Source organism: Ensifer sp. 38_S197 (assembly GCF_056924495.1).
This window is the reverse complement of record NZ_JBXOVZ010000002.1, coordinates 1,761,005-1,786,529: the sequence shown is the minus strand read 5'-3', so window position 1 is coordinate 1,786,529 and position 25,525 is coordinate 1,761,005. Positions and strand designations below refer to the sequence as shown.

Below are 25,525 nucleotides of genomic sequence, written 5' to 3'. Positions count from 1 at the left end.
ACGAGAAGAAACGTATGATGAAAGTTGAGTGCACCCGGCTCCCTTCCGGGTTGACGGTGGTAACCGAGCAGATGCCGCATCTCGAAAGCGTGGCGCTCGGGGTGTGGATCAAATCCGGTTCGCGCAATGAAACCTTGGGCGAACATGGCATAGCCCACCTGCTGGAGCACATGGCTTTCAAGGGCACCGCGCGACGCACCGCCCGACAGATTGCCGAAGAAATCGAAAATGTCGGCGGCGAAGTCAATGCCGCCACGTCGACCGAGACGACCTCCTACTATGCACGCGTCCTCAAGGATCACGTGCCGCTGGCGGTCGACATTCTCGCCGACATCCTCACCGAATCCACCTTCGACGACGAGGAATTGCGGCGCGAGAAGCAGGTGATCCTGCAGGAGATCGGCGCCGCCGACGACACGCCCGACGACGTCGTCTTCGACCGTTTCGCCGAAACCGCCTATCGCAACCAGACCGTCGGACGGCCGATCCTCGGCACCCCCGATACGGTCATGTCGTTTTCTGCCGATCAGATCCGCCAGTATCTCGGCCGCAACTACACCACCGACCGCATGTTCGTGGTCGCGGCCGGTGCCGTCGAGCACGAGGCCTTCGTGCGCCAGGTGGAGGAGCGTTTCTCGGCGCTTCCGCGCACGCCGATCGCGACGCCGGTGCTCGAAGTCGCCCGCTATACGGGCGGCGACAGCCGCGAGACGCGCGACCTGATGGACGCGCAGGTCCTGCTCGGCTTCGAGGGCAAGGCCTACCACGCCCGCGACTTCTACTGTTCGCAGATCCTCGCCAACATCCTCGGCGGCGGCATGTCCTCACGCCTCTTCCAGGAAGTGCGTGAGCATCGCGGCCTCTGTTATTCGGTCTACGCCTTCCATTGGGGCTTTTCCGATACCGGCATCTTCGGGGTGCATGCGGCCACCGGCGGCGAAAACCTGCCGGAACTGATGCCCGTCATCGTCGACGAACTGCGCAAATCCTCGATGAACATCGAGCAGCAGGAAATCGAGCGGGCCCGCGCCCAGATCCGAGCACAGTTGCTGATGGGCCAGGAAAGCCCGGCGGCCCGGGCCGGCCAGATTGCCCGCCAGATGATGCTCTATGGCCGCCCGATCCCGAACGAAGAACTGATGGAGCGCCTCTCCGGCATCACCATCGAGCGTCTGACCGACCTTGCCGGCCGGCTGTTCTTCGACACGACGCCGACGCTTTCGGCCATCGGCCCGCTGGAGCAGCTTGCCCCGATGGGCGATATCCTGTCGTCCTTGACCGGCAAGGCCGCCGTTCCGCACGCCGTCGCCAGCTAAACAGGCCCTGCTGCATGTCGTCGTGCTCAAATCGACCTCGACTTGAGGACGAAGACATGCAGTAAATCAAAGTGCTACAGCGACCTTTGCGTGTCTGATAAGACGCGCGGCGCTCTAGGTCATTTCAAGGATCGAAACCGTGAAATGATCTTGCTTTTTCACGTCTGGGCGATTCCTGGCGAAGGCGTTCGCCACTTTTCCTGGAATCGCTCTCGGCCACCGAGGACGCAAGCACCGTGTCGGAAATGGTGAAGTCTTTGCGTCTTTTCGCAAAATCGGATTCGATTTGCGCGCAAAGTTGTGCAACGTTTCGGTTTGTGACAGCGCAAAGGCGCGCTGCCGGGCGGACGATAAGCATCCCCGCACGCAAACTGGACGGCCTCGGAGGCAGCTATGACACGATCGGTTTTTCGGTTCCTGTCGCGGCAGCCGGAGACGATCGAAATCGCCGATCAGAACTACCTGCTGCGGCTCCCGCGCTATGCCGATTATCGCCAGTGGTATCAGCTGAGAAGCGAGAGCCGCGGCTTCCTCGAACCTTGGGAGCCAACCTGGCGTCCCGACGAGATGACCGAGAGCGCCTTTCGCAGCCGGGTCATCCGCAACGAGCAGGAATATTCCTCCGGCCAGGCCGTGCCGCTCTTTCTTTTCCACAAGCCAGACGAGATGTTGCTCGGGGGGCTGACCATCGGGCACATCCGCCGCGGCGCCGGGCAAAACTGCATGATCGGCTATTGGATGGGCGAACGCCACGCCGGCAAGGGCCATATGTACGCGGCCCTGAGGCTCGCTATTCCCTACATCTTTTCGACCCTTGAGTTGCACCGTATTGAAGCAGCCTGTATTCCGGACAACTCAAGAAGCATCCGGCTCCTTGAAAAGGCCGGTTTTGAGCGTGAAGGCTACTTAAGACAGTACTTGAGAATCAATGGCCATTGGCGGGACCACGTGCTCTTTTCTCTCCTGTCCGACGATGCCCTACCGAACAGGAATATGCCCCTTTGATGCCTCTAACCCGCTCGCCCTTCGCCTGGTCAGCTTCGAAGCTGGCAGCGTTTCTGATTACGCTCACGACGTTTTTCTGCGCGCTCGGCGGTGCGGCCCAGGCTCTGGAGCCGGTGAAGATCTCGCGCGAGGACACCGCGCTCGACCTCACGGCGACGACAGAAATCTACAGCGGCCGCAATGAAGCCTTCCAGGTCTCGACGGCGCCCGGAACCGACGGCATCGTGCGCCGCATCGAGGTGCGCTCCAGCAGCGAGGACCATCAGGGCGACTGGGCCGTGTTCGCGCTCGCTAACGTTTCGGCCGAACCGCTCGACCGCGTGATCGTCGCACCGCATTTCCGACTGGTGAATTCCAAGCTCTTCTGGCCGGATCTCGGCTCCAAACGCATCCTTTCGATCACCCCCAGCGAAGGTTTTGCGCTCAGCCGCGAACCGAGCGACGAGGCGGACGTCTTCCGCATCACGCTGGCGCCGGGCGTCATCATCACCTTCGTCGCGGAACTGGCGACGCCGGAGCTGCCGCAGATCTACCTGTGGGAACCGGATTCCTACAAGGATACGGTCAACGCCTTCACGCTCTATCGCGGCATCGTGCTCGGCATTGCCGGCCTGCTCGCGGTGTTCCTGACGATCCTCTTCGTCGTCAAGGGAACCTCTATGCTGCCGGCAACGGCGGCACTCGCCTGGGCGGTTCTCGCCTATATCTGCGTCGATTTCGGCTTCCTCTCGAAGCTCATCAGCGTCACGGCCGGCGACGAGCGAATATGGCGAGCGGGCACCGAGGTCTTCCTGGCGGCGGGCCTCGTGATCTTCCTGTTCACCTATCTCAATCTCAACCGCTGGCATCAGCATCTCGGTTACGCCACGCTCGCCTGGATTCTGGGTCTCGGCCTGCTCTTCGGCGTCGCCGTCTATGATCCGGCAATCGCGTCCGGCATCGCCCGCCTCTCCTTCGCTTTGACCGGAACGGTCGGGATCGTGCTGATCGCCTATCTCGGCTTCAACCGCTACGACCGTGCAATCCTTCTGGTGCCTGCCTGGCTGCTCATCCTCGTCTGGCTCTTCGGCGCGTGGCTGACTGTCACCGGCCAGCTTGCCAACGACATCGTGCAGCCGGCGCTCGGCGGCGGTCTCGTGCTCATCGTGCTGTTGATCGGCTTCACCGTCATGCAGCATGCGGTTGCCGGCAGCGGCTACCAGCAGGGCCTGTTCTCCGATCTCGAGCGCCAGTCGCTGGCGCTTACCGGCTCCGGCGACACTGTCTGGGACTGGGACGTCGCCCGCGATCGGGTGGTGACCATGCCCGATATTTCGACCCAGCTCGGACTGTCGCTCGGCAGCATGCACGGCCCCTTGCGCAACTGGTTGCCGCGCCTGCACCCTGACGACCGCGACCGCTTCCGGGCGACCCTCGACGTGCTTCTGGAGCGCCGCCGCGGCAAGCTCAACCACGAATTTCGCGTGCGTGCCGAGGACGGCCATTACCACTGGCTCGCCATCCGCGCCCGGCCGGTGCTCGGCGCCAACGGCGAAATCATCCGCTGTGTCGGCACGATCATCGACATTACCGAGCAGCGCAATTCCGTCGAGCGGCTGCTGCACAATGCGCTGCTCGACAATCTGACCGGTCTTCCGAACCGTCAGGTGTTCCTCGACCGGCTGCAGGCGATCCTGCTGATGGCTGACGGCAGCAATTCGGTTCGCCCGACGGTGCTGGCAATCGACATAGACCGCTACAAGCAGGTCAATGACCTCCTGGGCATCGCCGCGGGCGACAACATCCTGATCGCCTTGACCCGGCGCTTGCGCCGGCTCCTGCGCCCGCAGGACACGCTTGCCCGCCTCGGCGGCGACCAGTTCGGGCTGATCCTGATGTCCGAGCGCGACCCCGCCAAGGTCGCGGATTTCGCCGACGCGGTGAGCAAGGCGATCATGGTGCCGCTCAACTACGGCAACCGCGAAATCAACCTGACGGCATCGATCGGCCTCGTTTCCTGGCTCGACCAGGAGCAAAGCGCTGCGGGCCTGCTCGACGACGCCGAGCTCGCCATGTTCCGGGCGAAGAAGGAAGGCGGCAACCGTGTCGAACCCTTCCGCCCCGCCTTCCGCACATCCGGGTCGGACCGGCTCCAGCTCGAAGCCGACCTCAAGCGGGCGATCGAACGCAAGGAGCTCTCGCTGGTCTACCAGCCGATCGTTCGATTGAACGACGCGGAGATCGCCGGCTTCGAGGCGCTGATGCGCTGGGATCATCCGAAGCGCGGCAATATCTCGCCGACCGAGTTCATTCCGATTGCCGAAAATTCGGACCTCATCAGCCAGCTCGGAATGTTCGCTTTCGACAAGGCGACGAGCGATCTGACGGAATGGCAGCTCCAGACCGGCGACCTGCCGATCTTCGTCTCGATCAACCTTTCGAGCGCGCAGCTTCTCAACAACGAGCTCTATGACGATGTCCGCGCCATCCTCACCAAGAACCGCTGCGATCCGGGCAAGGTGAAGATGGAACTGACGGAATCACTCGTGATGGAAAACCCAGAGCAGGCCCGCCTCGTCCTTGAAAAGCTGAAGGAAGCAGGCCTGAAGCTGGCGCTTGACGACTTCGGTACCGGCCATTCGTCGCTCTCCTACCTCACGCGTTTCCCCTTCGACACGATCAAGATCGACAAGGCACTGGTGCGTGACCCGAGCGACAAGCGCGGCATTCTCCTGCGCTCGGTGATCACCATGGCGCGTGAACTCGATATGCAGGTGGTGGCCGAGGGTATCGAGTCCGAGGACGATGCAATCCAGCTCTCGCAGATGGGCTGCGACTACGGCCAGAGCTTCCTCTTCGGACCGCCGATTGGCTCGGAATCGATCCAGCGGCTGCTGAAAGAACGCTTTCCGCTGATGAAGCGGGCGTGATTTCGGCAAGGCGACGCCGCTCGGCGAGAAACACACCATCGTCCAAAGCCCGTCAGGCAACAGTCCGACGGGCTTTGCTTTTCAGCATGGATGTCCTGAAGAAAGCGGGCTCATCCGACAAATCAGGCGTGGCCCGCATCCGCGGAGAGCATCGCGGCCGACACGCCCATCAGGGCCAGCGCCCGGTCGTATTTGTCGTCCAGAGCCTTGTCGAAGATCAGTTCTTCACGCGCCGGGCATGTGAGCCAGCCGTTCTGGGTGATTTCCGCTTCGAGTTGCCCCGGTCCCCACCCGGCATAGCCGAGCATCATCGTCGCCTTGACCGGCCCCTCCCCGCGCGAAATGGCGCGGACGATATCGAGTGTCGCGGTCAGGCAGATGTCGTCGCTGACGGGGATGCTGGAATCGCTCAGATAGTCGTCGGAATGCAGCACGAAACCGCGCCCGGTCTCGACCGGCCCGCCGGCCTGAATCTGGAAATCCCGTGTCATCTGCGGAAGGCGGATCGCCTCTTCCTCGTCGAGAATATCGAGATGGAGCAGCACGTCCGGAAAGGTCAGTTGCTGAGGCCGATTGAGCACGAAGCCCATCGCGCCGTCGTCCGAATGGGCGCAGATGAAGATGACCGTGCGGGCGAAATTCGCATCAAACATCCCCGGCATGGCGATCAGGAACTGACCGTCAAGGAAACCTCGCTCCCGTCTCTTCTGCGCCATCGGAGTCGACATCATGGGAACAGCCTACCAATTCGCCGCGAAATGAAAAGCGCCTCAGCGTCGCGGTCCGGAAATATTGCACGCACGACGTTCACTTCGCCGTGTCCGATCAAGCGATTATGATCGTCGCTCTCTTTCGAGCGTCTGGAGCCTCGCCGGCAAAAGCGATATTGCTTCCGGCATGATCCAGCGCTCCACATACCAGAACATGGCCCAGTTCATTGGCGCGGCAAGCCTCATCGCCGCTTTTTTTCTTCCGCTGGCGACACAGGCGGCCACCAGCGAGTGGGTCACCTCCCCGGGCGGCATGGTCCGCCTGGTCGCGGCCCAGCCCAAGCAGGACGGCACGATCCCGGCAACGCTTGAGGTCAAGCTCAATGCGGGCTGGAAGACCTATTGGCGGGAACCTGGCGCAAGCGGCATCCCTCCGCAGGTGACGATCGACCCGACGAGCGGCGTCGTGCTCGAGAAGATCGGCTTCCCGGTGCCTAAGACCTTCGACGACGGCGTGGTGCGCTATGTCGGTTACGACAAGCCGGTTGCATTCCCGCTGACGCTGAGGCGCGTCCAAGGCACGGGCGATGTCAACATTCGCGCCTCGGTGTTTCTCGGCATCTGCGAGGATATCTGTATCCCCGTCCAGGGCGAGTTGACGCTGGCACTGAATGAGGGCGATCTGGACAATCCGCTCGACGGCGCGCGCATCGATGACGCGATCGCCGCATTGCCGGAAGCACCTTCCAGGGATTTTGCCGTCACGGCGAGCCATTACGACGCGGACAAGGCCGTGCTGCACCTTTCCTTTCACTTGCCCGACGGCAAGGACCATCCTGAACTGTTCCTGGCCGGCCCATCCGGTGTTTCCTTCGGCAAGCCCGAGATCACGACGAAGGGCGAGACCGGCCTCGGCGCGACCGTGCCGGTCCGGCTCCCCGGCAAGGACAAGGAACTCAAGGGCAAGCCGATCGTTGTCACCATACGCGCGAAGGGCCGCAGCATGGAGACGACCCTTGCCTTTGATTAGGCCGCATCTATAGTCCCGCAGGTTCTCCGACACGAGCGGAGAAGCGAAGACGCAAGCAACGCAAGGAGAGTGCCGTGACCATTGCCGTCGGAGACAAACTACCAGCCGCAACCTTCAAGGAAAAAACCGCCGATGGTCCGGTGGAGGTCACCACCGATCAGCTCTTCGCGGGCAAGCGCGTCGTGCTCTTCGCCGTTCCGGGTGCCTTCACGCCCACCTGCTCCCTCAACCATCTGCCCGGCTACCTCGAGAACCGCGACGCGATCCTTGCCCGCGGCATCGACGATATCGCCGTGGTTTCCGTCAACGACCTGCATGTGATGGGCGCCTGGGCAACCGCGTCTGGCGGGATGGGCAAGATCCACTTCCTCTCCGACTGGAACGCCGCCTTCACCAAGGCGCTCGGCATGGACATCGACCTGTCGGCCGGCACGCTCGGCGTCCGCTCGAAGCGCTATTCGATGCTGGTGGAAGATGGCGTGGTGAAGTCGCTCAATCTCGAAGAAAGCCCGGGCCAGGCGACCGTTTCCGGCGCTGCCGCGATGCTCGAACAGCTCTGAGCGCAGAAGTAGGTGCAAATGGAAACGGGCCTCTACGGCCCGTCAGACCGCTGACAAACCCGTCGATATTTTCGGCGGGTTTTGTTTTTGTTTGTGGGGGGCATCGAGCGAAGGTGGCCGGTCGGGTTCGAAGGGCACGAGCGCGGCGGCTTGGTTCACGCCAGCGCTGGTTTCGGCGCTTTGGTCAGCGCCAAGGCGATCTTCTTGATGTTCTGGGCGGCTGCGGCCAGCAGGCATTGGCATGTGACTTTGACGAGGCCGCGGAAGCGGGCATAGCGGTGGCCATGCAGTTGCTTGGCGTCGGCGAAGGAGCGCTCCACCGTCTCCTTGCGCCGCTTGTAGACCGCCTTGCCCCAAGGGGTCAGCCGGTGGGCGTCGGTGCGCTCGCGCGCGTCGGCCCAGACATGGCGGGTGACGGTGCGCACGGCCTTGACGTTGCCGGTGCAGGAGGCCAGCAGCGGGCAGTCGCAGCAGGTTGTGGGATCGGAGGTATAGTGGCGGTAGCCGTTGCGGTCGGTGGTGGCGTAGGTCAGAAGCTGACCCTCGGGGCAGCGGTAGCCATCCTGCCCGTGGTCGTAGACGAACTTCGACTTGCGCATCATGCCGGGCCTGGGCGGCGTCGGGTTGCGGTAGCCGGTGACGCCGTGGATGGCGCGGTCTTCCAGCCCCCTGGCGATACCGGCGGTGGCATAGCCGGCATCGAGCCCGACCGCCCCAACCGCGAAGCCGAAGCGGTCGCGTTGGCGGTCCAATCGGTTGAGATAGACGATCGAGTCGTGCACGTTGGCCGGTGTGGCAAAGGTGTCGGTGATGATCGCGTGGCGGCCGTCCACCGTGCGGTGATCGAGATAGAAGAAGCCCTTCGGCTTGCCCTCGCGCACCATGTAGCCACTGTCGGGATCGGTGCGCGACACCTTGGTCTCCTTCACCTCGGGTTCGCGCTCTTTCTCCTTCAACGGCTTCTGGCCGTGCAAGGCGCGTTCCGCATCGATCGCCCGGTCGAGATCGGCCCAGTAGTCGGAGCGCGACTTCTCGATCATCTGCAAATCGTATTTACCCTTGTTGGCATTGGCCTTCAGATGGGTCGAGTCGGTATAGAGCACCGTACCATCGACCAGCCCATGGGCGATCGCTTGGCTGACGATGTGGTCGAAGATGTCTTGCGCCACCGACGTATCATTGAAACGCCGCCGCCGGTTCTGCGACAGCGTCGAGGCGTCGAACACCCCAGCGGTCAGCTTCAGCCGCAGGAACCAGCGATAGGCGACATTGACCTCGATCTCGCGCACCAGCTGGCGCTCGGAGCGGATGCCGAACAGGTAGCCGATGAACAGCGCCTTGAACATCAAGGTCGGATCAAGCGGCGGACGACCGTTGTCGGCGCAATAAAGCCCGGCAACCCGATCATGGATGAAGGAAAAGTCGATCACCGCATCGATCCGACGCAGCAGGTGATCCTTCGGGACCAGCTGCTCCAGCGTCACCATCTCAAGCGCGGTCTGTTCGGGGCCGGGTTTCTTCAACATGACCCAAGGAATCAAAAAACCCCGGCAAACGCCAGGGGTTTGTCAGCAGTCTGACGGGCCTCTACGGCCCGTTTTTCATTTCACGAGGAGAGAGTCCGAACGGCGCGGCTTCTTGTAGGGCTCCATGCCCTTGCGGGCGAGCTCGTCGGCGCGCTCGTTTTCAGGATGACCGGCATGGCCCTTGACCCAGTGCCAGGTCACCTTGTGGCGGCGATTGGCTTCATCCAGCCGCTGCCAGAGCTCGCCGTTTTTCACCGGCTTCTTGTCCGCGGTCTTCCAGCCGTTCTTCTTCCAGCCGTGGATCCACTTGGAAATGCCGTCCATCACATATTTGCTGTCGGTATGGAGATCGACCTCGCAGGCGCTCTTCAGCGCATCGAGCGCCGAGATCGCCGCCAACAGTTCCATGCGGTTGTTGGTGGTCTCGGCCTCGCCGCCGGAGAGTTCTTTTTCCACCTCGCCGTAGCGCAGCACCGCGCCCCAACCGCCCGGCCCCGGATTGCCGGAGCAGGCACCGTCCGTGAAGATGTCGACATGCTTCATGCCAGGCCCTCTTCGCGTTTCAGGCCGTATTCCGCGCTCGAAGCGATGGCGCGGTGAAAGCGGATCTTCGTCAGGTATTCGAGCGGGTCTTTCTTGACCACGAGCGCTCCGGCAGGCGTCATCAGCCAATCGTAGAGCCGCGTCAGGAAGAAGCGCAGTGCCGAGCCGCGGCAGAGCAGCGGCAGCGCGTCGACCTCGGCGGGCGTCAGCTTGCGCACGCTCTCGTAGCCCGAAAGCATCGCCATGCCCTTGGTGATGTTGTAGGAGCCGTTCTTTTCGAAGCACCAGGAATTGAGGCAGACGGCGACGTCATAGGCGAGGTAGTCGTTGCAGGCGAAATAGAAATCGATCAGGCCGGACAGCCGGTCTCCGAGGAAGAAGACGTTGTCCGGGAAGAGATCGGCGTGGATGACGCCTTCCGGCAGGGATTTCGGCCAGTGGCTCTCGAGGTATTCGAGCTCCGCCGATATCTCGTTCTTGAGACCCGCCTGCACCTCGTCCGCACGCGCCTCGGAATTGACCCAGAGCGGCCGCCAGCCGGTGACGGAAAGCGCATTGGTGCGCTTCAGCGCGAAGCCTTCGCCGGCAAGATGCATGGCGGCAAGCGCCCTGCCGACTTCGTGGCAGTGCTTTGCCTCGGGCTTTCTCAGCCACATGCCCTCGAGGAAGGAGATGACGGCGGCCGGACGACCGGAGAGCTCACCGAGCAGCTTGCCGTCAGCCCGCGGCAGCGGCAGCGGGCAGGACAGGCCGCGCTCTGCCAGATGATGCATCAACCCGAGGAAGAACGGCAGATCGTCGGCGTTCACGCGCTTTTCGTAAAGCGTGAGAATGTAGGAGCCCTTGGTCGTGTGCAGCAGAAAATTGGAATTCTCGACGCCTTCGGCAATCCCCTTATAGGAGGTTAGCTGGCCGACGTCATAGGCGGTGAGAAAGCGGGAGAGATCGTCTTCCGTGATATCGGTGTAAACTGCCAAGGTCTTCCACTCTCAAGAAAATGCGGCAAGAAGTGCGGGTTATTCGCCGTTGACGAAGGCCATGTCGGCGGCGGTCAGCGGCACGTGGCGGATCTCGCGGTTGACGAGGAAATTCTCGTTCTCCTCGACCGTATCGGCCAGTTCCACCCTCGCGTCGTAGCGCTCGCGGAATGCCTCGATGATCTCGTTGACGATCACTTCGGGCGCCGAGGCGCCAGCCGAGAGGCCCACCGTCGAGATATCGCCCATCTCGGCCCAGTCGATTTCCGACGCGCGCTGGACCAGCACGGATTTCTTCGCGCCCGCCCTCAGCGCCACTTCGACGAGCCGCTTGGAATTGGAAGAGTTGGGCGCGCCGACGATGAGGAACAGATCACAGCCGGGGGCTGCCTGTTTCACCGCCTCCTGGCGGTTGGTGGTGGCGTAGCAGATCGAGTCGGCGGCTGGCGCCGTCAGGTTCGGGAAGCGCTCGTGCAGCCGCTTGATGACGCCGGCCGTGTCGTCGACCGACAGCGTCGTTTGGGTGACGAAGCCGAGATTGTCCGGATCCGGCGGCTGGTAGACGTCGGCATCCTCGACCGTCTCGACCAGCGACACTGCGCCTTCAGGCAATTGCCCCATGGTGCCGATCACCTCCGGGTGGCCGGCATGGCCGATCAGCACGACGTGGCGGCCGAGACGGTGATGGCGCATCGCCTGCTTGTGGACCTTGGAGACCAGCGGGCAGGTGGCGTCGAGATAGAAGAGATTGCGGGCATCCGCATCCGCGGGCACTGATTTCGGCACGCCATGCGCAGAAAAGACGACCGGCTGCTTGCGGTGCTCCGGCGGGATCTCGTCGAGTTCTTCGACGAAGATCGCGCCCTTGGCCTCGAGGCCTTCGACGACATAGCGGTTGTGCACGATCTCGTGGCGGACATAGACGGGCGCGCCGAACTCCTTCAGCGCCAGGACGACGATCTGGATTGCCCGGTCGACGCCGGCGCAGAAGCCGCGCGGCCCGCAAAGGCGAATGGTGATCGGGGATTTTACTGCCGCTGATGATGCCATGGATCAGGATGCCATTAGAACGAAAAGGAGCGCTGCGATCGCCGGGCCGCCCTGGATCAGGAGGATGCGCGGCTTGACCGACCACGCGCCATATATAGCGGCAACGATCACGCACACAAGGAAGAACACCTTCAGCTCGAAGGCAAAGGCCAGTTGCGATTGCATCAACGACCAGAACAGGCCGGCCGCAAGAAAACCATTGTAGAGCCCCTGGTTCGCGGCCAGGACCCGCGTTGTCTCGGCCTGCGCGGGTGTCATGCGGAAGACGGCCCTCCCCCGAGGCCCGGTCCACAGAAACATCTCGAGCACGAGAAAGCCGACATGCAGCAATCCCGTCAAGGCAATCAGAGAGCTTGCGATGATCGCCATCAATTGTTCCCCGCCGTCGATCCGGTCAACAGGGTTAGCACGGCGACGGTTGCGGGGCTATCGCCCGCGGCGTACCAGGTAGAAACCGCTGACGAGCACCAGCGCTGCCGCCAATCCATACCAGGTCAGCGCGTATTGGAGATGGTTGTTGGGCAGATCGAACTGGGTAACGCCGCCGATCGGCAGGCCACCGGGATTGGGTGTCGCATCGGCATCGACGAATAGCGGCAGCACCTTGTCCGCGGGAAGCCCGACGGACGACGCCATCGTGTCGAGGTCCTTCCAGTAGAAGATGTTCTTGGCGAGGTCGTTTTCCGGAACGAGCGACGACGGCTTCTGGTCAAGCTTCGGTCGTGCGAGGCCATGAATGCCCACGAAGGCCGGAAGCTCGCCGGCAAGGCGGGTCGACGAATCCTTCTGTTCGAAGGGAACGAAACCACGATTGACGAAGAGGAAGCGGCCATCGTCCAATGTCAGCGGCGTGAAGACATAATAGCCGGTGCGGCCATTGTAGGTCGCGAAGAAGTGCCGCTCCTTGGTGTGATCGAAGGTGCCCGTAACCGTCACGGTGCGGTAGTCGATATCGCCCCCCTCTGCGAGCATCTTCTCGATTTCGCCGAGCGATACCGGAGGTGCCGACCGGCGCTCCTGGATCGCCGCCAGCAGGCCTTCCTTCCAGTGCAGCCGCTGCATCTGCCAGGTGCCGAGCGAGATAAGAATGGCGAAGGCGGCGGCGAGCAAAACGAATGCGCCGAGGCGTCCGAAAAGGCCCCGCTTCCTTCTGCTGTCGAGCTCAACCACGGTCGATCTCGCCAGAGCGCGCATTGTTGCGGTATTGCAGATTGATCAAGACACCCTTCAGCATGCGTGTCAGCCCAAGGCTGAGGATGGTCGCAAGCGGGATCCACAACAGGAAATGCAGCCAGAGCGGCGGGCTGAAGTTGACCTCCGCCCAAAGCGCCGCGCCGACGACGACGAAGCCGACGATCAGGATGACGAAGACCACAGGGCCATCGCCGGAATCGGCGAAGCGATAGTCGAGGTCACAGCTCGTGCAGGCCGGCTTGACCTTGAGGAAACCGTCGAAGAGCTTGCCCTGGCCGCAACGCGGACAAAGCCCCTTGATGCCGGTCATTACCGGATCCACCGGCGGGAAATGTGCTTTGTCTTCGCTCACGGCTTGATCTCGATCGGTGTGTTGTTGGGCGCATCGCGCAGATATCATTCATTTCGGCATTGGTAACGGCAATGCAGCCGTCCGTCCAATCGAACTGCTGCGTCAAAACGCCAACCAGCCGAAATAATTGGGCTGGCCGTGGATCATGATCACGCCGCCCGGATCGGCTCCGCTTGGGGCAGCAGCACTGACACCGGCCGGAGCAATCCGCATTTCGCATCGCCCGTCGCGTTTCGACCCCACAAGCCAACAAAAGAACAAGGCGGCTGCATGGCTGCAACCGCCTTGTTCGCAACAGTCAGATACTCGCGGAATTAGCCGTGAGCGATCGGCGCACCCCAGCTACCCCAGATGTAGATGGAGAAGAAGAGGAACAGCCAGACGACGTCAACGAAATGCCAGTACCAGGCCGCCGCTTCGAAGCCGAAGTGCTGCTTCGGGGTGAAGTCGCCACGGAGCGCACGGAACAGGCAGACGAGCAGGAAGATCGTGCCGACCAGAACGTGGAAGCCGTGGAAGCCGGTCGCCATGAAGAAGGTCGCGCCGTAGATCGAGTCCTTGAAGGCAAACGGAGCGTGGGCATATTCGTAGCCCTGGACGAAGGAGAACAGCACGCCGAGCATGACCGTCAGCGTCAGGCCGGAGACCAGGCCCTTGCGGTCATTGTGCAGCAGAGCATGATGCGCCCAGGTGACCGTCGTGCCCGAAAGCAGCAGGATGACGGTGTTGTAAAGCGGCAGATGCCAAGGGTCGAGCACTTCGATGCCCTTCGGCGGCCAGACGCCGCCGGTGAAGGTGGCGCGGGTGGCCTGGATGGCTTCGCCCGGGAACAGGCTGGCATCAAAGAAGGCCCAGAACCAGGCCACGAAGAACATCACTTCCGAAGCGATGAACATGAGCATGCCGTAGCGCAGGTGCAGCGACACGACACGGGTGTGGTGACCCTCATGCGCTTCCTTTACCGTGTCCGACCACCAGCCGAACATGGTGTAAAGAACGATGATCAGACCGGCGAGCAGGATCCAGACGTTGGCGAGCTCGAAACCGAAAATCTTCAGCGAGCTGCCCGCGAGGTAGCGCATGTAGCAAATGCCGCCGAACGCCATGACGAAGGCGCCGATCGAGGCAAGCAACGGCCAGGGGCTCGGGTCGATGATGTGGTAGTCGTGATTCTTCTGATGCGCACCGGCCATGTCAGTAATCCCCGATAAGTCTCTCTCTTGTCGCCTCTCCGGCATAGCCGAAAAGGACCTCCAGTCAAAGTTTGTTCTCTTCCGTCTTCACCTGCGCCACCGGTTTCGACGGTTCGCGCGGGTAGAAGGTGTAGGAAAGCGTCAACGTCTTGATGTCCTTGGTCTCCACCGCCTTGACGATGTCCGGATCGACGAAGAATACCACCGGCATCTCCATCTCCTCTCCCGGCTGCAGCGTCGTCTCGGTGAAGCAGAAGCACTGTACCTTGTTGAAATAGGCACCGGCCTGCATCGGCGTGACGTTGAATGTCGCCTGGCCTGTCGTCGGCTTCGACGACAGGTTCTTCGCCCGGTACATCACCTGCACCGTTTCACCGATGCGGATATCGATGTCGCGCTGGACCGGCTTGAACTCCCAGGGCAGACCGCCCGAGGTGTTCGCGTCGAAAGTGACCTTCACCTTCTCGTCCAGGATCACATCGGAAGCCTGCTCGACACGCTGCGTCGTACCGTTATAGCCGGTGACGCGGCAGAACATGTCGTAGAGCGGCACGGCTGCATAGGCCATGCCGACCATGCCGGCGACGAAGGCGAGGCAGGTACCGACGACGACGCGGTTCGAGCGCTGCCTGGGCGTGGATTCCGGTGAATTCGTCATACCCGCCTGCCTCAGTTGACCATGCCGTTGCCGAACTTGATCAGCGTGACGATGTAGAAGAGGACGACGAGCCCGGCGAGAACGAAGCCGAGCGCAATATTGCGGCCGCGGCGCGACTTCTTCTGGGCTTCAGTGAGCTTGACGGTTTCCATCAGGCAATACTCCCGGCATTCAGCCAGATATTGACGATCAGGTGATCCGCCATCAGGGCGGAAAAGATCACGAACAGATACATGATCGAGAAGGCGAACAGCTTCTTGGCCGGCAGCATGCGCTCATCCGCTTCCGGCATGCGCAGCACGCCGATCGAATACCAGATGAAGCCGAGGCCGAGTGCCGTTGCCACGAGGCCGTAACCGATGCTCGCGAAGCCGAGCAGGGTGGGACAGATCCCGATGAGCGCGGTCAGCACGGCATAGATGACGATCTGCTTCTTGGTCGTCGCTTGACCGCAGACATTCGGCATCATCGGCACGCCGACGGCGCCGTAGTCGCCCATCTTGAAGAGGGCAAGCGCCCAGAAATGCGCCGGCGTCCACAGGAAGGTGATCAGGAAGAGAACGATGCTCTCGATCGACACGGCGCCGGTGACGCAAGCCCAGCCGATCATCGGCGGGAAAGCACCGGCGGCACCGCCGATGACGATGTTCTGCGGCGTCGAGCGCTTCAGCCACATCGTGTAGATGACCACGTAGAAGAAGATCGTGAAGGCGAGCAACCCGGCTGCGAGCCAATTGACGGCGAGCCCAAGGATGATCACGGAAAAGGCGGAGAGCGTCAGACCGAAAGCCAGCGCTTCCCGCGGCAGGATCTTGCCTGCCGGGATCGGGCGCTTGGCGGTACGGCTCATGACCGCATCGATATCGGCATCATACCACATGTTCAGCGCACCGGACGCACCTGCGCCGACGGCGATGCAGAGAATGGCGATAAAACCGATGAAGGGATTGATATGGCCCGGCGCGAGTACCAAGCCGGCGAGCGCCGTGAAGACGACGAGGGACATGACACGCGGCTTCAGAAGCTCGAAATAATCGCGCGCAGAGGCTTCGGACAGACGCGGTGCGCCTTCCATGCCGACTGCTTCGTGATTGTCGATGACCGTCATGTCCTGTCCCTGCATTGGTCCCGGCCGCAAGGGCCGCGTATCGCCGGTTTCCCGGCGGGGTGAAGCCGCCGGAACCGGCGGCTTCTGTTCGTTGCCCGTCACTTGATGCGCGGGAGCTGCTCCCACTGGTGGAACGGCGGCGGCGAAGAAAGCTGCCATTCCAGAGTGTTCGCACCCTCGCCCCACGGGTTGTCGCCAGCGACGCGCTTCTTGGCGAAGGCTTCCAGGACGCCGAAGAGGAAGATCAGCACGCCGACGGCTGCGACATAGGAGCCGTAGGACGAAACCATGTTCCATCCGGCAAACGCATCCGGGTAGTCGATGTAGCGGCGCGGCATGCCGGCGAGGCCCAGGAAGTGCTGCGGGAAGAAGATCAGGTTCACGCCGATGAACATGACCCAGAAGTGAAGCTTGCCGATGAACTCGGAGTACATGTAGCCCGACATCTTCGGGAACCAGTAGTACCAGGCAGCGAAGATCGCGAAGACGGCGCCGAGCGACAGAACGTAGTGGAAGTGAGCAACCACGTAGTAGGTGTCGTGCAGCGAGCGGTCGAGGCCGGCATTGGCGAGCTGAACGCCCGTGACGCCACCGACGGTGAACAGGAAGATGAAGCCGATCGCCCAGACCATCGGGGTCGTGAAGCGGATCGAACCGCCCCACATCGTCGCGATCCACGAGAAGATCTTAACGCCGGTCGGAACAGCGATCACCATCGTCGCGAAGACGAAGTAGCGCTGCGTGTCGAGCGACATGCCGACGGTGTACATGTGGTGCGCCCACACGATGAAGCCGACGGCGCCGATCGCGACCATGGCGTAGGCCATGCCGAGGTAGCCGAAGATCGGCTTGCGCGAGAAGGTGGAGACGATGTGGCTGATGATGCCGAAGCCCGGCAGGATCAGGATGTACACTTCCGGGTGACCGAAGAACCAGAACAGGTGCTGGAACAGGATCGGGTCGCCGCCGCCCTCAGGCGCGAAGAAGGCCGTGCCGAAGTTGCGGTCGGTGAGCAGCATGGTGATGCCGCCTGCCAGAACCGGCAGCGAGAGCAGCAGCAGGAAGGCGGTGATCAGGACCGACCAGGCAAACAGCGGCATCTTGTGCAGCGTCATGCCCGGAGCGCGCATGTTCAGGATCGTGGTGATGAAGTTGATCGCACCGAGGATCGAGGATGCACCGGCGATGTGCAGGCCGAGGATCACGAAATCCATGGCCGGCCCGGGCATGCCCGCTGTCGAGAATGGCGGATAGATCGTCCACCCGCCGCCGGCGCCGTAGGCACCGGCCGGTCCCTCGACGAACATCGACAGGAGCACGAGCAGGAAGGCCGGAACGATCAGCCAGAAGGAGATGTTGTTCATGCGCGGGAACGCCATGTCCGGCGCACCGATCATGATCGGCACCATCCAGTTGGCGAAACCGCCGATCAGCGCCGGCATGACCATGAAGAAGATCATGATGAGCGCGTGCGCGGTCGTGAACACGTTGAACATGTGCTTGCCGCCGTCGATGGCAGCATCGCCCTCGAAGCCGTAGACCATCTGCGCCAGACCGTGGAAGATCTGGATGCCAGGCCCCTGCAGTTCGGCGCGCATGAACACCGAAAGCGTGCCACCGATGATGCCCGCGATGATCGCGAAGATCAGGTACAGCGTGCCGATGTCCTTGTGGTTGGTCGACAGGAACCAGCGCTGGAAGAAGCTCAGCGGCTTGTGCGCATGGTCTGCGTGGCCATGATCGGAGTGATCATGGCGTTGATCGTGATGAACGGCTGTTCCAGCCATGGGTCAGGCTCCCCTTCCGATTACTGTGCGGCGTTAGCGGCGACGTCGACGGTCTTGGCCGCTTCGATGGACGCCATGAGCGCCTTGTTCGCATCGCCGATATTCGTGGCGGCGGCTGCGAGCCAGGTGTCGTATTTTTCCTGCGAAACCACGCGGATGGCGATCGGCATGTAGGCGTGATCCTTGCCGCAGAGCTCGGAACACTGGCCGTAATAGAGACCTTCGCGGTCAGCCTTGAACCAGGTTTCGTTCAGGCGACCGGGAACGGCATCGATCTTCACGCCGAAGGCAGGCATTGCGAAGGCATGGATCACGTCGGCGGCGGTGACGAGGACACGAACCGTCTTGCCGACCGGGATGACAACTTCGTTGTCGACGGCGAGCAGGCGCGGATATTCCTTCTTGTCTTCCTTGCCGAGTGCGGCGCGGTCTTCTTCCTTCATCAGCAGGCTGTCGAAGGAAAGCGGGCTTTCGCCGACCTCATATTCATAGGACCAGTACCACTGGTTGCCGGTCGCCTTGACCGTCAGATCCGGATTGGCCGGCGGCGTGAGCTGCGCGGTCAGGAGCTGGAAGGACGGAATGGCGAGGAAAAGAAGCACGATAACCGGACCGACGGTCCAGACGACTTCGATCGCGGTGTTGTGGCTGGTCTTCGAGGGAACCGGGTTGGCGCCTTCACGGAACTTGACCACGACGATGATCAACAGGAGGAGAACGAAGAGGGTGATCGGAATGATGAACCACAGGGTGTAATGCTCAAACCACGTGATTTCTTCCATGATGCCCGTAGCGGCCGGCTGAAGATTCGTCTGCCATTCGACAGGCTTGTCAGCAAAGGCGCTAGAAGCAAAAAGCAGACAGGCAAGCGCTGCCAGAACTGCATAAGCCTTGTTTTTCACAATGTGTCTCCCCAATGCGCTTGATCAGGATCAAACCGGAACGCAGAATCCCTGCGATACTGCTGCGCTTCAAACCACAGTTTGTCCGATGCCGCAACATCTGACCAATCAACCCCATGCGGCATTTTTGCACAAACGCATCTTTTCACACAGGCACCCCTTAGAAGCCGTCACGAATCGACTTATATGACGTCTTCCGCGCCTGCAGCGGCGCGATTGCACGCGGTTGGCGCGGCAACACACAGGATAGGGGCGTTTACCCGCCCAATTTCCGCCATATGGCGCTGGAATGTGCCCCGCAGGGCTTTTCATTTATTCCCGCGCGCTTCAAGAATAGCCTGATGATTCGACGTTTTGAGGTTTACATGGGCCTGCCCCTCTTTTCGCGACTGTCGGCCTTTGCCGCCTTCGGCCTTGCCGTTCTCGCACTCCCTGCTCAGAGCCTGGCCCAGCAGCCCGCCGGGACCCCCGGCACAGTCAAGTCCAATCACGGCGCATGGTCGATCGTTTGCGATCAGCCGGCCGGCGCATCCACCGACCAGTGTGCACTGATGCAGAACGTCATTGCCGAAGACCGGCCGGAAGTCGGCCTGTCGGTCGTCGTCCTGAAGACGGCGGACCGCAAGGCGAAGATCCTGCGCGTGCTCGCCCCGCTCGGCGTTCTGCTGCCGAACGGCCTCGGCCTCAATGTTGACGGCAAGGATATCGGCCGCGCCTACTTCGTGCGCTGCTTCTCCGATGGCTGCTATGCCGAAGTCGTGCTCGAAGATGAATTGCTGAAGACCTTCCGTTCCGGCGCTACCGCCACTTTCATCGTCTTCCAGTCGCCAGAGGAAGGCATCGGCATCCCGGTCGATCTCAAGGGCTTCGGCGAAGGCTACGACGCCCTGCCCTGAGCGGGCCCCGCAACTCTCACGAAGAATACAGAACGCCGCGCTTCGAGCGCGGTTTTTTGTTGGCATCGGTACAAACGACAAAGCCCGGATCGAGGATCCGGGCTTTGTCGTATTCAGAAGCGTCGTGCTTCAGATGATGTCGGTTCCGACAATCTTGATGCCGAAGCCTTCGAGGCCGACATAGTGGCGCTCGCGCGAGGCAAGAAGGCGGATCGAGCTGATGCCAAGATCCTTGAGGATCTGCGCGCCGAGGCCGATTTCCAGCCATTCGTTCTCGCGCGCCTGCGCCTCGTCATGCGCTTCGCGATCGTGTTTGCCCTTGCGGGCCGTCTTCGACACGCCGACGCCGACCGATCCTTCGCGCAGATAGACGATGACACCCCTGCCCTCTTCGGCGATGCGCTTCATGATGCGGTCGATCTGGCATTCCTTGCCGAAGACATCGGCGCCGACATTTTCGAGATGCAGCCGGACCGGGATGTCGACGCCGTCGCGGATATCGCCGAAGACGACGGCGAGATGCTGCATCGGGTCCCAGGGCAGCGAATAGGAATGCCCCTTGGCCGGACCGTAAGGCGTTTCGATGTCGAAGGAGCTGCCCTGCTCGATCAGTGTTTCCTTGCGCTGGCGATAGGCGATGAGGTCTGCGACCGAAACCTGCTTCAGGCCGTTGGTTTCGGCAAAGCTCGCGACCTGCGGCCCGCGCATCACGGTGCCGTCGTCGTTGACGAGTTCGCAGATCACGCCGATCGGCGGCAGGCTTGCGAGCTTGCAGAGATCGACGGCAGCTTCCGTGTGACCGGAACGCATGAGAACGCCGCCCTCACGCGCGACCAGCGGGAAGATGTGTCCGGGGCGAACGAAGTCCGTCGGCCCGACATTGGGATTGGCGAGATTGCGCACCGTCAGCGTGCGGTCGTCGGCGGAAATGCCGGTCGTCGTGCCATGTTTGAAATCGACCGAAACGGTGAAGGCCGTCGTGTGGGCGGAATCATTTTCAGCGACCATGGCATTGAGGTTGAGGCGTTTCGCCTCCTCGCGCGGCATCGGAGTGCAGACGATGCCCGAGGTATGGCGCACGATGAAGGCCATCTTCTCCGGCGTGCAATGCACTGCGGCGACGATCAGGTCGCCCTCGTTCTCGCGGCCGTCGTCATCGGTCACGACGACGATTTCGCCGGCCTCGAAGGCGCGGATGGCGTCGACGACGCGCTTCTGATCATAGGACATGGTGCTCTTCCCAACTTGCTTGGCCGAATTGCTGAGGCCGAATTCCTCACAGCGTCGCGCGTCTACTAGACGCACAAAGGTCGCTGCAACACTTTAAGTTGCTGCATAATTTTGTCCTTAAATCGTTTCCGATTTAAGGAATTGTGCAGTGACGGCCGGTCTGGCCGCGGTCACGCAGATAGTGATCGGCGATCGTGCAGGCAAGCATCGCCTCGCCGATCGGCACGGCGCGAATGCCGACGCAAGGGTCATGGCGGCCCTTGGTGCGGACATCGACTTCGTTGCCATCGCTGTCGACCGAACGGCGCTCGGTGAGGATCGACGAGGTCGGCTTGATGGCAAAACGCGCGATCACCGGTTCGCCGGTTGCGATACCGCCGAGAATACCGCCGGCATGGTTGGAGAGGAAGACCGGCTTGCCATCGGCGCCGATGCGCATCTCGTCGGCGTTCTCCTCGCCGGTGATCTCGGCGGCACCGAAGCCGTTGCCGATCTCGACGCCCTTGACGGCGTTGATCGACATCAGGTTGGAGGCAATGTCCTGATCGAGCTTGGCATAGATCGGCGCGCCGATGCCGGCGGGCACGCCCTCGGCGACCACTTCCACCACGGCGCCGATCGAGGAGCCGGCCTTGCGGATTCCGTCGAGATACTCTTCCCACACCGGCACGATCTCCGGGTCCGGGGCAAAGAAGGGATTGTTGTTGACCTCGGCCCAGTCCCAGTTGGCCCGGTTGATCTTGTGCTTGCCGATCTGCACGAGCGCGCCGCGCACGACCAGACCCGGAACGACCTTGCGGGCGATGCCACCGGCAGCAACGCGCGCCGCGGTTTCGCGCGCCGACGAACGGCCGCCGCCGCGATAGTCGCGAATGCCGTATTTCAGGTCGTAGGTGTAGTCGGCGTGGCCCGGGCGGTAACGCTTGGCGATCTCGGAATAGTCCTTCGAACGCTGGTCGGTGTTTTCGATCAGCATGGAGATCGGCGTACCGGTCGAGATCATCGTCTCGCCGTCCTCGTCGAACATCATGCCTGACAGTACCTTGACGAGATCGTCCTCGCGGCGCTGCGTCACGAAGCGCGACTGACCGGGCTTGCGTTTGTCGAGCCAGGCCTGGAGCTCGGCAAGCGTGAAGCGGATGCCGGGCGGGCAGCCGTCCACCACGCAGCCAAGCGCCGGCCCGTGGCTTTCGCCCCAGGTGGTGACGCGGAAGAGATGACCGAAAGTATTATGCGACATGAAGACTACCGGACCTTAAGCAAGCAACGGCCGTACGTTTCGTACGCGGATGCCCTCTCTTAGTGGAAAGCCGGGGACGGGGAAAGACTTTTGCGTCTGCTGCCGTCGCCTTCGTCACGAAGCCAGGCGCAAGCCACGCTCGGTGGCAAAGGCGAGGAACTTCTCCGAACTCAACGGCCTGGCGAAGGCATAGCCCTGCAGAACGTCGCAGCCGAGGATGCCGAGCATTTCGGCGTGCGCCATGGTCTCCACGCCCTCGGCCACGGTCTCGATGTTGAGCGAGCGGGCAATGTCGATGATCGAACGGACCAGCGCCTGCTCCCTGCGGGCGCTTAAGACCGGAACGACGAGCTGCCGATCGATCTTCAGCCGCTTCGGCTTGATCTTCAGCAGGCTGACGATCGAGGTGTGGCCGGTACCGAAGTCGTCGAGTTCGATATCGATGCCAAGCTTCTTGATGCCTTCGATATTGGTGGCAACGATGTCGTCGCTCTCGTCGAGGAAGATTGATTCCACCAGTTCGAAGCAGATCTTGCCGGGCGCGATGCTCAGGCCCTCGAGAGAGGACAGGAGGTCGTCATCCTGAAGCCGCTTGGCCGAGACATTGACCGAGATCTTCGGCACCCGCACACCGGCAGCGGCCCACCGCATCTGGTCGGCCAGCGACTTTTCGAGCACGAGGCGGTCCAGCGCCGCCGTGACGTTCAACTCCTCGGCAATGCCAAGAAAACGATCCGGCGTCAGGATGCCCTCACGCGGATGGTTCCAGCGCACCAGCGCCTCCACCCCGCAAAGCGCGAGCGTGGTTGCGTCGAACTGCGGCTGGTACCAGGGCTCGAACTCGTCGCGCTCGATGCCTTCGAGGATTTCGTCCGCGATCCGCTTGGCGGTCACCACTTCCGCCTGCAGCACTTCGGTGAAGAACTGATAGCGGTTACGGCCCGCCTCCTTGGCGCGGTAGAGGGCGATGTCGGCATTGACGAGCAGCTTGCGCGCATCGATCTCCGCGCCGCGGCCGACCGCAACACCGATGCTGACGCCGAAGCGGCAGGGAAAACCGTTGTAATCGACCGGCTGGCGCATCGCGGCAATGATCCGGTCGCAGCGCGCCGCCAATACCGCCTCGCCCGGCGCGCCGATGGCGGCGACCACGAACTCGTCACCGCCGATGCGGGCGATGATGTCGCCGGGCGACGTGTTTGCCCGGAGGATTTCGGAGGCGTGGATCAGCATGGCGTCGCCGGCGGCATGGCCAAGCGTGTCATTGATCTGCTTGAAACGGTCGAGATCGATATGAAGGATAGCGATATCCTCACGATCACCGGCCCTTGCCAGGCGCTCCAGCGTCTTGTCGAGCATGCGGCGGTTTCCGAGGCCGGTCAGGGGATCGTGAAGGGCGTTGTGCTCGATCCGCACCCGTGCCTGTTCCAGCTCGGCGTTCTTCGCATCCGCCATCGCCTTGGCCGCGCGCAACTGTTCGGTCATCAGCACGTCTTCGGTGACATCGAGCGCCATGCCGACAAACTTGCGCGCGCCATCCGGCGCCACATGCAGCTTGCCGACCGACCGGATGTGGCGAACGCCGCCGGCCGGCAGAACCACGCGCGCCTGATGCACATAGGTCTCGTCCGCCGCAATGGCGCGGTTGACCGCGTCCAGCGCCGACGCCCGATCTTCGGGATGAAGCGCGGTGAGCCACGTCTCCTCATTGGTGATCCCATCGGTATAGACGAGACCGCAGAGCTGGTGCATGCGGTCGTCCCAATAGGTCAGTCCGCTATCGAGATCGGCCTCCCACATGCCGCATCGATAGGAATCGAGCGCCAGGTCGAGGCGGCGCGAGAGCAGTTCAAGGTCCTGCTCGCGCTCGTAAAGACCCTTCAGCGCCTGCTCGAGTTCGAGATTCTGCTGATCGACCTGGGCCTTGGCCGCAGTCAGCCGCTCGGTCTTCATGACGTCGTCCGTGACATCCCAGCTAATGCCGGTGACCTTTGCACGGCCGTCGGCACCGCGATGGCCGGAGCCAACGTTGCGGATATGGCGCACCGCACCGTCAGGTAGGACGACCCGGTATTGCGAGCGGTATTCCAATCCGTCGTCCAGGCTGCGGAACAGCGCGTTGGCGGCGATGCAGATATCCTCCGGGTGCACCGTTGCACGCCATTCCTCATAGGTCGGTTCCTCCAGATGAACCTCGAGCCCATGCAGATGGAACATGCGATCGTCCCAGGAGCGCTGCTGCGTTTCGACGTCGATCTCCCAGATACCGATTTTGGAAGCGTCAAGCGCGAGGTTCAGCCGGTGAGACAGCGTCATCAGCTCCCCTTCCCGCGCCTTCAATTTGGCAATGTTACGCTGCCGCTCGTTGACGAGTCCGCCGGTCAAAAGGATCGGGATCACCACGATGGCGACCGCGGCGGCGATCGCCAGGCGAATGCTCTCTATGTTTTCGGGAAGCTGATCCCAGCCCCCGATCGGCATGGCCGCGAGCTCCCAGGCGCCGCCGGCCAGATCGAGCCGGCGGGTCACCGGCGCCTTGCGGAAAAGCGCATCGTCGCCGAAGAACGCATCCTGGATCCGCTCCTGCTCGGAGATATCCCTGATCGCGAGGTGAACGTCGATGTGCCGATGATCCTTCATCAGTTCCGGTGCTTCGCTGCCGGCCTCCAGGAGGCGCGCCGCGTGATAGAGCGCCTTCTCGTCGATGATGGCCTCGACATAGCCCCAGCGCTCCATGCGCCCCTGGATCTTGGAAAAGACCGGCAGGAAAAGTTCGAAACCGTTGCGTCCGCTCGGCAGGCGAATGGGGCCGATCATCACCGGCCTCACCGTCGACGACGCCCGCTCGATGGCGTGTCTCGTCGCGCCGAACCTGTTGAAATCGGTGCCAACGAACCACTGCTGGCTCTCACGGGGAAAGGCGATCCACACCACGGCGCCGGGCGCGGCCGAAGCGCGCACCATCTGCGGGTTCTGCAGCAGGAGCTTCGTTGCCATGACGGTAAAATCGTCAGGCGTCATCGCCGGGTGCACGCCGATGCTGTTGGCGAACCCGTTCAGCGCCGCAATGTTGGTGTTTATCGCCGATTGCAACCGATTGGCGATGAGGTTCAGTTCATTCTCGACGTCGATCCGGAGATCATTCTGGAAATTTTCGCGATTTTGCCGCTCGTAGACGTAGCCGCCGGCAAAGACGACGAGGCCGGCGATCACCGCTGGTATCAGCGATGGTTTCGCAAATCTGGCGGCCGCCCGAACGCGCTGGCGCAGAACGTCGATGATCTTCAATCTCTTCCCCTCGATCCCCAACCAAAGGTAGCGAGCGAGTCTTAAGATTGG

The 25,525-nt window shown here is 62.2% G+C and carries 23 protein-coding genes and 1 pseudogene; 6 read left to right on the top strand and 18 right to left on the bottom strand.

All coding sequences use genetic code 11. The features are described from left to right. The first annotated feature begins 14 nt into the window (after positions 1-14). The 3 genes from AC1Z3V_RS21685 (at position 15) to AC1Z3V_RS21675 (ending at position 5,230) form a co-directional block, all read left to right on the top strand. Positions 15-1,316, top strand: coding sequence for a M16 family metallopeptidase (locus AC1Z3V_RS21685; RefSeq protein WP_429807802.1), 1,302 nt, complete (start codon positions 15-17; stop codon positions 1,314-1,316). A gap of 393 nt (positions 1,317-1,709) precedes the next feature. Further along, positions 1,710-2,321: a GNAT family N-acetyltransferase gene (locus tag AC1Z3V_RS21680; protein WP_483501629.1), complete on the top strand. Its 612-nt coding sequence runs from the start codon at positions 1,710-1,712 to the stop codon at positions 2,319-2,321. Further along, positions 2,321-5,230 carry an EAL domain-containing protein gene (locus tag AC1Z3V_RS21675; RefSeq protein WP_483501628.1) on the top strand — a complete coding sequence of 970 codons (2,910 nt, stop codon included), beginning with the start codon at positions 2,321-2,323 and terminating at the stop codon, positions 5,228-5,230. Before AC1Z3V_RS21680 ends, AC1Z3V_RS21675 begins: the two co-directional genes overlap by 1 nt. Before the next feature lie 122 nt (positions 5,231-5,352). Here AC1Z3V_RS21675 and AC1Z3V_RS21670 read toward each other — a convergent pair whose 3' ends face one another. Continuing rightward, positions 5,353-5,958 (bottom strand): YqgE/AlgH family protein, encoded by a 606-nt coding sequence (locus AC1Z3V_RS21670; protein ID WP_429808907.1) that lies wholly within the window; start codon positions 5,956-5,958, stop codon positions 5,353-5,355. 169 nt (positions 5,959-6,127) lie between these two features. Here AC1Z3V_RS21670 and AC1Z3V_RS21665 point away from each other — a divergent pair, with 169 nt between their 5' ends. Both AC1Z3V_RS21665 and AC1Z3V_RS21660 read left to right on the top strand, forming a co-directional pair. After that, on the top strand, positions 6,128-6,970 hold the full coding sequence (locus AC1Z3V_RS21665) for a protein-disulfide reductase DsbD domain-containing protein (RefSeq protein ID WP_483501627.1): 843 nt from the start codon (positions 6,128-6,130) through the stop codon (positions 6,968-6,970). A gap of 74 nt (positions 6,971-7,044) precedes the next feature. After that, entirely contained in the window at positions 7,045-7,530 is a 486-nt protein-coding gene (locus AC1Z3V_RS21660; protein ID WP_057250664.1) for a peroxiredoxin, read from the top strand. A 155-nt stretch (positions 7,531-7,685) separates the two neighbouring features. On the opposite strand, the gene AC1Z3V_RS21655 is transcribed toward AC1Z3V_RS21660, so the two are convergent. From AC1Z3V_RS21655 to coxB, 14 genes and pseudogenes are all read right to left on the bottom strand, one after another. Beyond that, the gene (locus AC1Z3V_RS21655; RefSeq protein ID WP_483501625.1) at positions 7,686-9,056 is read right to left on the bottom strand and encodes an IS1182 family transposase; all 1,371 of its coding nucleotides are present in this window, start codon (positions 9,054-9,056) and stop codon (positions 7,686-7,688) included. A gap of 75 nt (positions 9,057-9,131) precedes the next feature. Then, complete coding sequence (gene rnhA / locus AC1Z3V_RS21650; protein ID WP_429807793.1) at positions 9,132-9,599, bottom strand: ribonuclease HI; 468 nt, start codon at positions 9,597-9,599, stop codon at positions 9,132-9,134. Then, entirely contained in the window at positions 9,596-10,576 is a 981-nt protein-coding gene (locus AC1Z3V_RS21645) for a homoserine kinase (RefSeq protein WP_429807790.1), read from the bottom strand. Before AC1Z3V_RS21645 ends, rnhA begins: the two co-directional genes overlap by 4 nt. A gap of 39 nt (positions 10,577-10,615) precedes the next feature. After that, positions 10,616-11,626: a 4-hydroxy-3-methylbut-2-enyl diphosphate reductase gene (gene ispH, locus AC1Z3V_RS21640; RefSeq protein WP_429807787.1), complete on the bottom strand. Its 1,011-nt coding sequence runs from the start codon at positions 11,624-11,626 to the stop codon at positions 10,616-10,618. A gap of 3 nt (positions 11,627-11,629) precedes the next feature. Then, positions 11,630-11,995, bottom strand: coding sequence for a DUF1304 domain-containing protein (locus AC1Z3V_RS21635; RefSeq protein WP_483501622.1), 366 nt, complete (start codon positions 11,993-11,995; stop codon positions 11,630-11,632). Positions 11,996-12,052: 57 nt separating this feature from the next. Then, positions 12,053-12,820 carry an SURF1 family protein gene (locus AC1Z3V_RS21630; RefSeq protein ID WP_483501621.1) on the bottom strand — a complete coding sequence of 256 codons (768 nt, stop codon included), beginning with the start codon at positions 12,818-12,820 and terminating at the stop codon, positions 12,053-12,055. Continuing rightward, on the bottom strand, positions 12,789-13,172 hold the full coding sequence (locus AC1Z3V_RS21625; RefSeq protein WP_483501620.1) for a DUF983 domain-containing protein: 384 nt from the start codon (positions 13,170-13,172) through the stop codon (positions 12,789-12,791). The genes AC1Z3V_RS21630 and AC1Z3V_RS21625 overlap by 32 nt, the downstream gene beginning before the upstream one ends. Next, positions 13,169-13,343 (bottom strand): annotated as a pseudogene (locus AC1Z3V_RS21620) (L,D-transpeptidase family protein); the annotation flags it as partial. The gene AC1Z3V_RS21625 and the pseudogene AC1Z3V_RS21620, both read right to left, overlap by 4 nt. A gap of 143 nt (positions 13,344-13,486) precedes the next feature. Further along, on the bottom strand, positions 13,487-14,365 hold the full coding sequence (locus tag AC1Z3V_RS21615; RefSeq protein WP_483501618.1) for a cytochrome c oxidase subunit 3: 879 nt from the start codon (positions 14,363-14,365) through the stop codon (positions 13,487-13,489). 64 nt (positions 14,366-14,429) lie between these two features. Further along, the gene (locus AC1Z3V_RS21610; protein ID WP_483501616.1) at positions 14,430-15,023 is read right to left on the bottom strand and encodes a cytochrome c oxidase assembly protein; all 594 of its coding nucleotides are present in this window, start codon (positions 15,021-15,023) and stop codon (positions 14,430-14,432) included. An 11-nt stretch (positions 15,024-15,034) separates the two neighbouring features. Continuing rightward, positions 15,035-15,175 (bottom strand): hypothetical protein, encoded by a 141-nt coding sequence (locus AC1Z3V_RS21605; protein WP_113537983.1) that lies wholly within the window; start codon positions 15,173-15,175, stop codon positions 15,035-15,037. Continuing rightward, a complete protein-coding gene (locus AC1Z3V_RS21600) occupies positions 15,175-16,131 on the bottom strand; it encodes a heme o synthase (protein ID WP_429807770.1) in 957 nt (318 codons plus the stop codon). The genes AC1Z3V_RS21605 and AC1Z3V_RS21600 overlap by 1 nt, the downstream gene beginning before the upstream one ends. A 98-nt stretch (positions 16,132-16,229) precedes the next feature. Further along, on the bottom strand, positions 16,230-17,918 hold the full coding sequence (gene ctaD / locus AC1Z3V_RS21595; RefSeq protein ID WP_483501613.1) for a cytochrome c oxidase subunit I: 1,689 nt from the start codon (positions 17,916-17,918) through the stop codon (positions 16,230-16,232). Positions 17,919-17,938: 20 nt separating this feature from the next. Then, positions 17,939-18,820 carry a cytochrome c oxidase subunit II gene (gene coxB / locus AC1Z3V_RS21590; RefSeq protein WP_483501612.1) on the bottom strand — a complete coding sequence of 294 codons (882 nt, stop codon included), beginning with the start codon at positions 18,818-18,820 and terminating at the stop codon, positions 17,939-17,941. A 284-nt stretch (positions 18,821-19,104) separates the two neighbouring features. Here coxB and AC1Z3V_RS21585 point away from each other — a divergent pair, with 284 nt between their 5' ends. Continuing rightward, positions 19,105-19,716 carry an invasion associated locus B family protein gene (locus AC1Z3V_RS21585; RefSeq protein ID WP_483504129.1) on the top strand — a complete coding sequence of 204 codons (612 nt, stop codon included), beginning with the start codon at positions 19,105-19,107 and terminating at the stop codon, positions 19,714-19,716. Between the two features lie 129 nt (positions 19,717-19,845). Here AC1Z3V_RS21585 and ribB read toward each other — a convergent pair whose 3' ends face one another. The 3 genes from ribB to AC1Z3V_RS21570 form a co-directional block, all read right to left on the bottom strand. Further along, positions 19,846-20,946, bottom strand: coding sequence for a 3,4-dihydroxy-2-butanone-4-phosphate synthase (gene ribB, locus AC1Z3V_RS21580; RefSeq protein WP_483501610.1), 1,101 nt, complete (start codon positions 20,944-20,946; stop codon positions 19,846-19,848). A gap of 133 nt (positions 20,947-21,079) precedes the next feature. Further along, positions 21,080-22,186 (bottom strand): chorismate synthase, encoded by a 1,107-nt coding sequence (aroC, locus tag AC1Z3V_RS21575; protein WP_483501609.1) that lies wholly within the window; start codon positions 22,184-22,186, stop codon positions 21,080-21,082. Between the two features lie 114 nt (positions 22,187-22,300). Continuing rightward, on the bottom strand, positions 22,301-25,474 hold the full coding sequence (locus tag AC1Z3V_RS21570) for a bifunctional diguanylate cyclase/phosphodiesterase (RefSeq protein ID WP_483501607.1): 3,174 nt from the start codon (positions 25,472-25,474) through the stop codon (positions 22,301-22,303). Positions 25,475-25,525: the final 51 nt, after the last annotated feature.

Bases quoted from the DNA above. Each gene is read 5' to 3' on its own strand.
- AC1Z3V_RS21685 (WP_429807802.1), top strand. From the start codon at position 15: ATGATGAAAGTTGAGTGCACCCGGCTCCCTTCCGGGTTGACGGTGGTA.
- AC1Z3V_RS21680 (WP_483501629.1), top strand. From the start codon at position 1,710: ATGACACGATCGGTTTTTCGGTTCCTGTCGCGGCAGCCGGAGACGATC.
- AC1Z3V_RS21675 (WP_483501628.1), top strand. From the start codon at position 2,321: ATGCCTCTAACCCGCTCGCCCTTCGCCTGGTCAGCTTCGAAGCTGGCA.
- AC1Z3V_RS21670 (WP_429808907.1), bottom strand. From the start codon at position 5,958: ATGTCGACTCCGATGGCGCAGAAGAGACGGGAGCGAGGTTTCCTTGAC.
- AC1Z3V_RS21665 (WP_483501627.1), top strand. From the start codon at position 6,128: ATGATCCAGCGCTCCACATACCAGAACATGGCCCAGTTCATTGGCGCG.
- AC1Z3V_RS21655 (WP_483501625.1), bottom strand. From the start codon at position 9,056: ATGTTGAAGAAACCCGGCCCCGAACAGACCGCGCTTGAGATGGTGACG.
- rnhA (WP_429807793.1), bottom strand. From the start codon at position 9,599: ATGAAGCATGTCGACATCTTCACGGACGGTGCCTGCTCCGGCAATCCG.
- ispH (WP_429807787.1), bottom strand. From the start codon at position 11,626: ATGGCATCATCAGCGGCAGTAAAATCCCCGATCACCATTCGCCTTTGC.
- AC1Z3V_RS21635 (WP_483501622.1), bottom strand. From the start codon at position 11,995: ATGGCGATCATCGCAAGCTCTCTGATTGCCTTGACGGGATTGCTGCAT.
- AC1Z3V_RS21630 (WP_483501621.1), bottom strand. From the start codon at position 12,820: ATGCGCGCTCTGGCGAGATCGACCGTGGTTGAGCTCGACAGCAGAAGG.
- AC1Z3V_RS21615 (WP_483501618.1), bottom strand. From the start codon at position 14,365: ATGGCCGGTGCGCATCAGAAGAATCACGACTACCACATCATCGACCCG.
- AC1Z3V_RS21610 (WP_483501616.1), bottom strand. From the start codon at position 15,023: ATGACGAATTCACCGGAATCCACGCCCAGGCAGCGCTCGAACCGCGTC.
- AC1Z3V_RS21605 (WP_113537983.1), bottom strand. From the start codon at position 15,175: ATGGAAACCGTCAAGCTCACTGAAGCCCAGAAGAAGTCGCGCCGCGGC.
- AC1Z3V_RS21600 (WP_429807770.1), bottom strand. From the start codon at position 16,131: ATGACGGTCATCGACAATCACGAAGCAGTCGGCATGGAAGGCGCACCG.
- ctaD (WP_483501613.1), bottom strand. From the start codon at position 17,918: ATGGCTGGAACAGCCGTTCATCACGATCAACGCCATGATCACTCCGAT.
- ribB (WP_483501610.1), bottom strand. From the start codon at position 20,946: ATGTCCTATGATCAGAAGCGCGTCGTCGACGCCATCCGCGCCTTCGAG.
- aroC (WP_483501609.1), bottom strand. From the start codon at position 22,186: ATGTCGCATAATACTTTCGGTCATCTCTTCCGCGTCACCACCTGGGGC.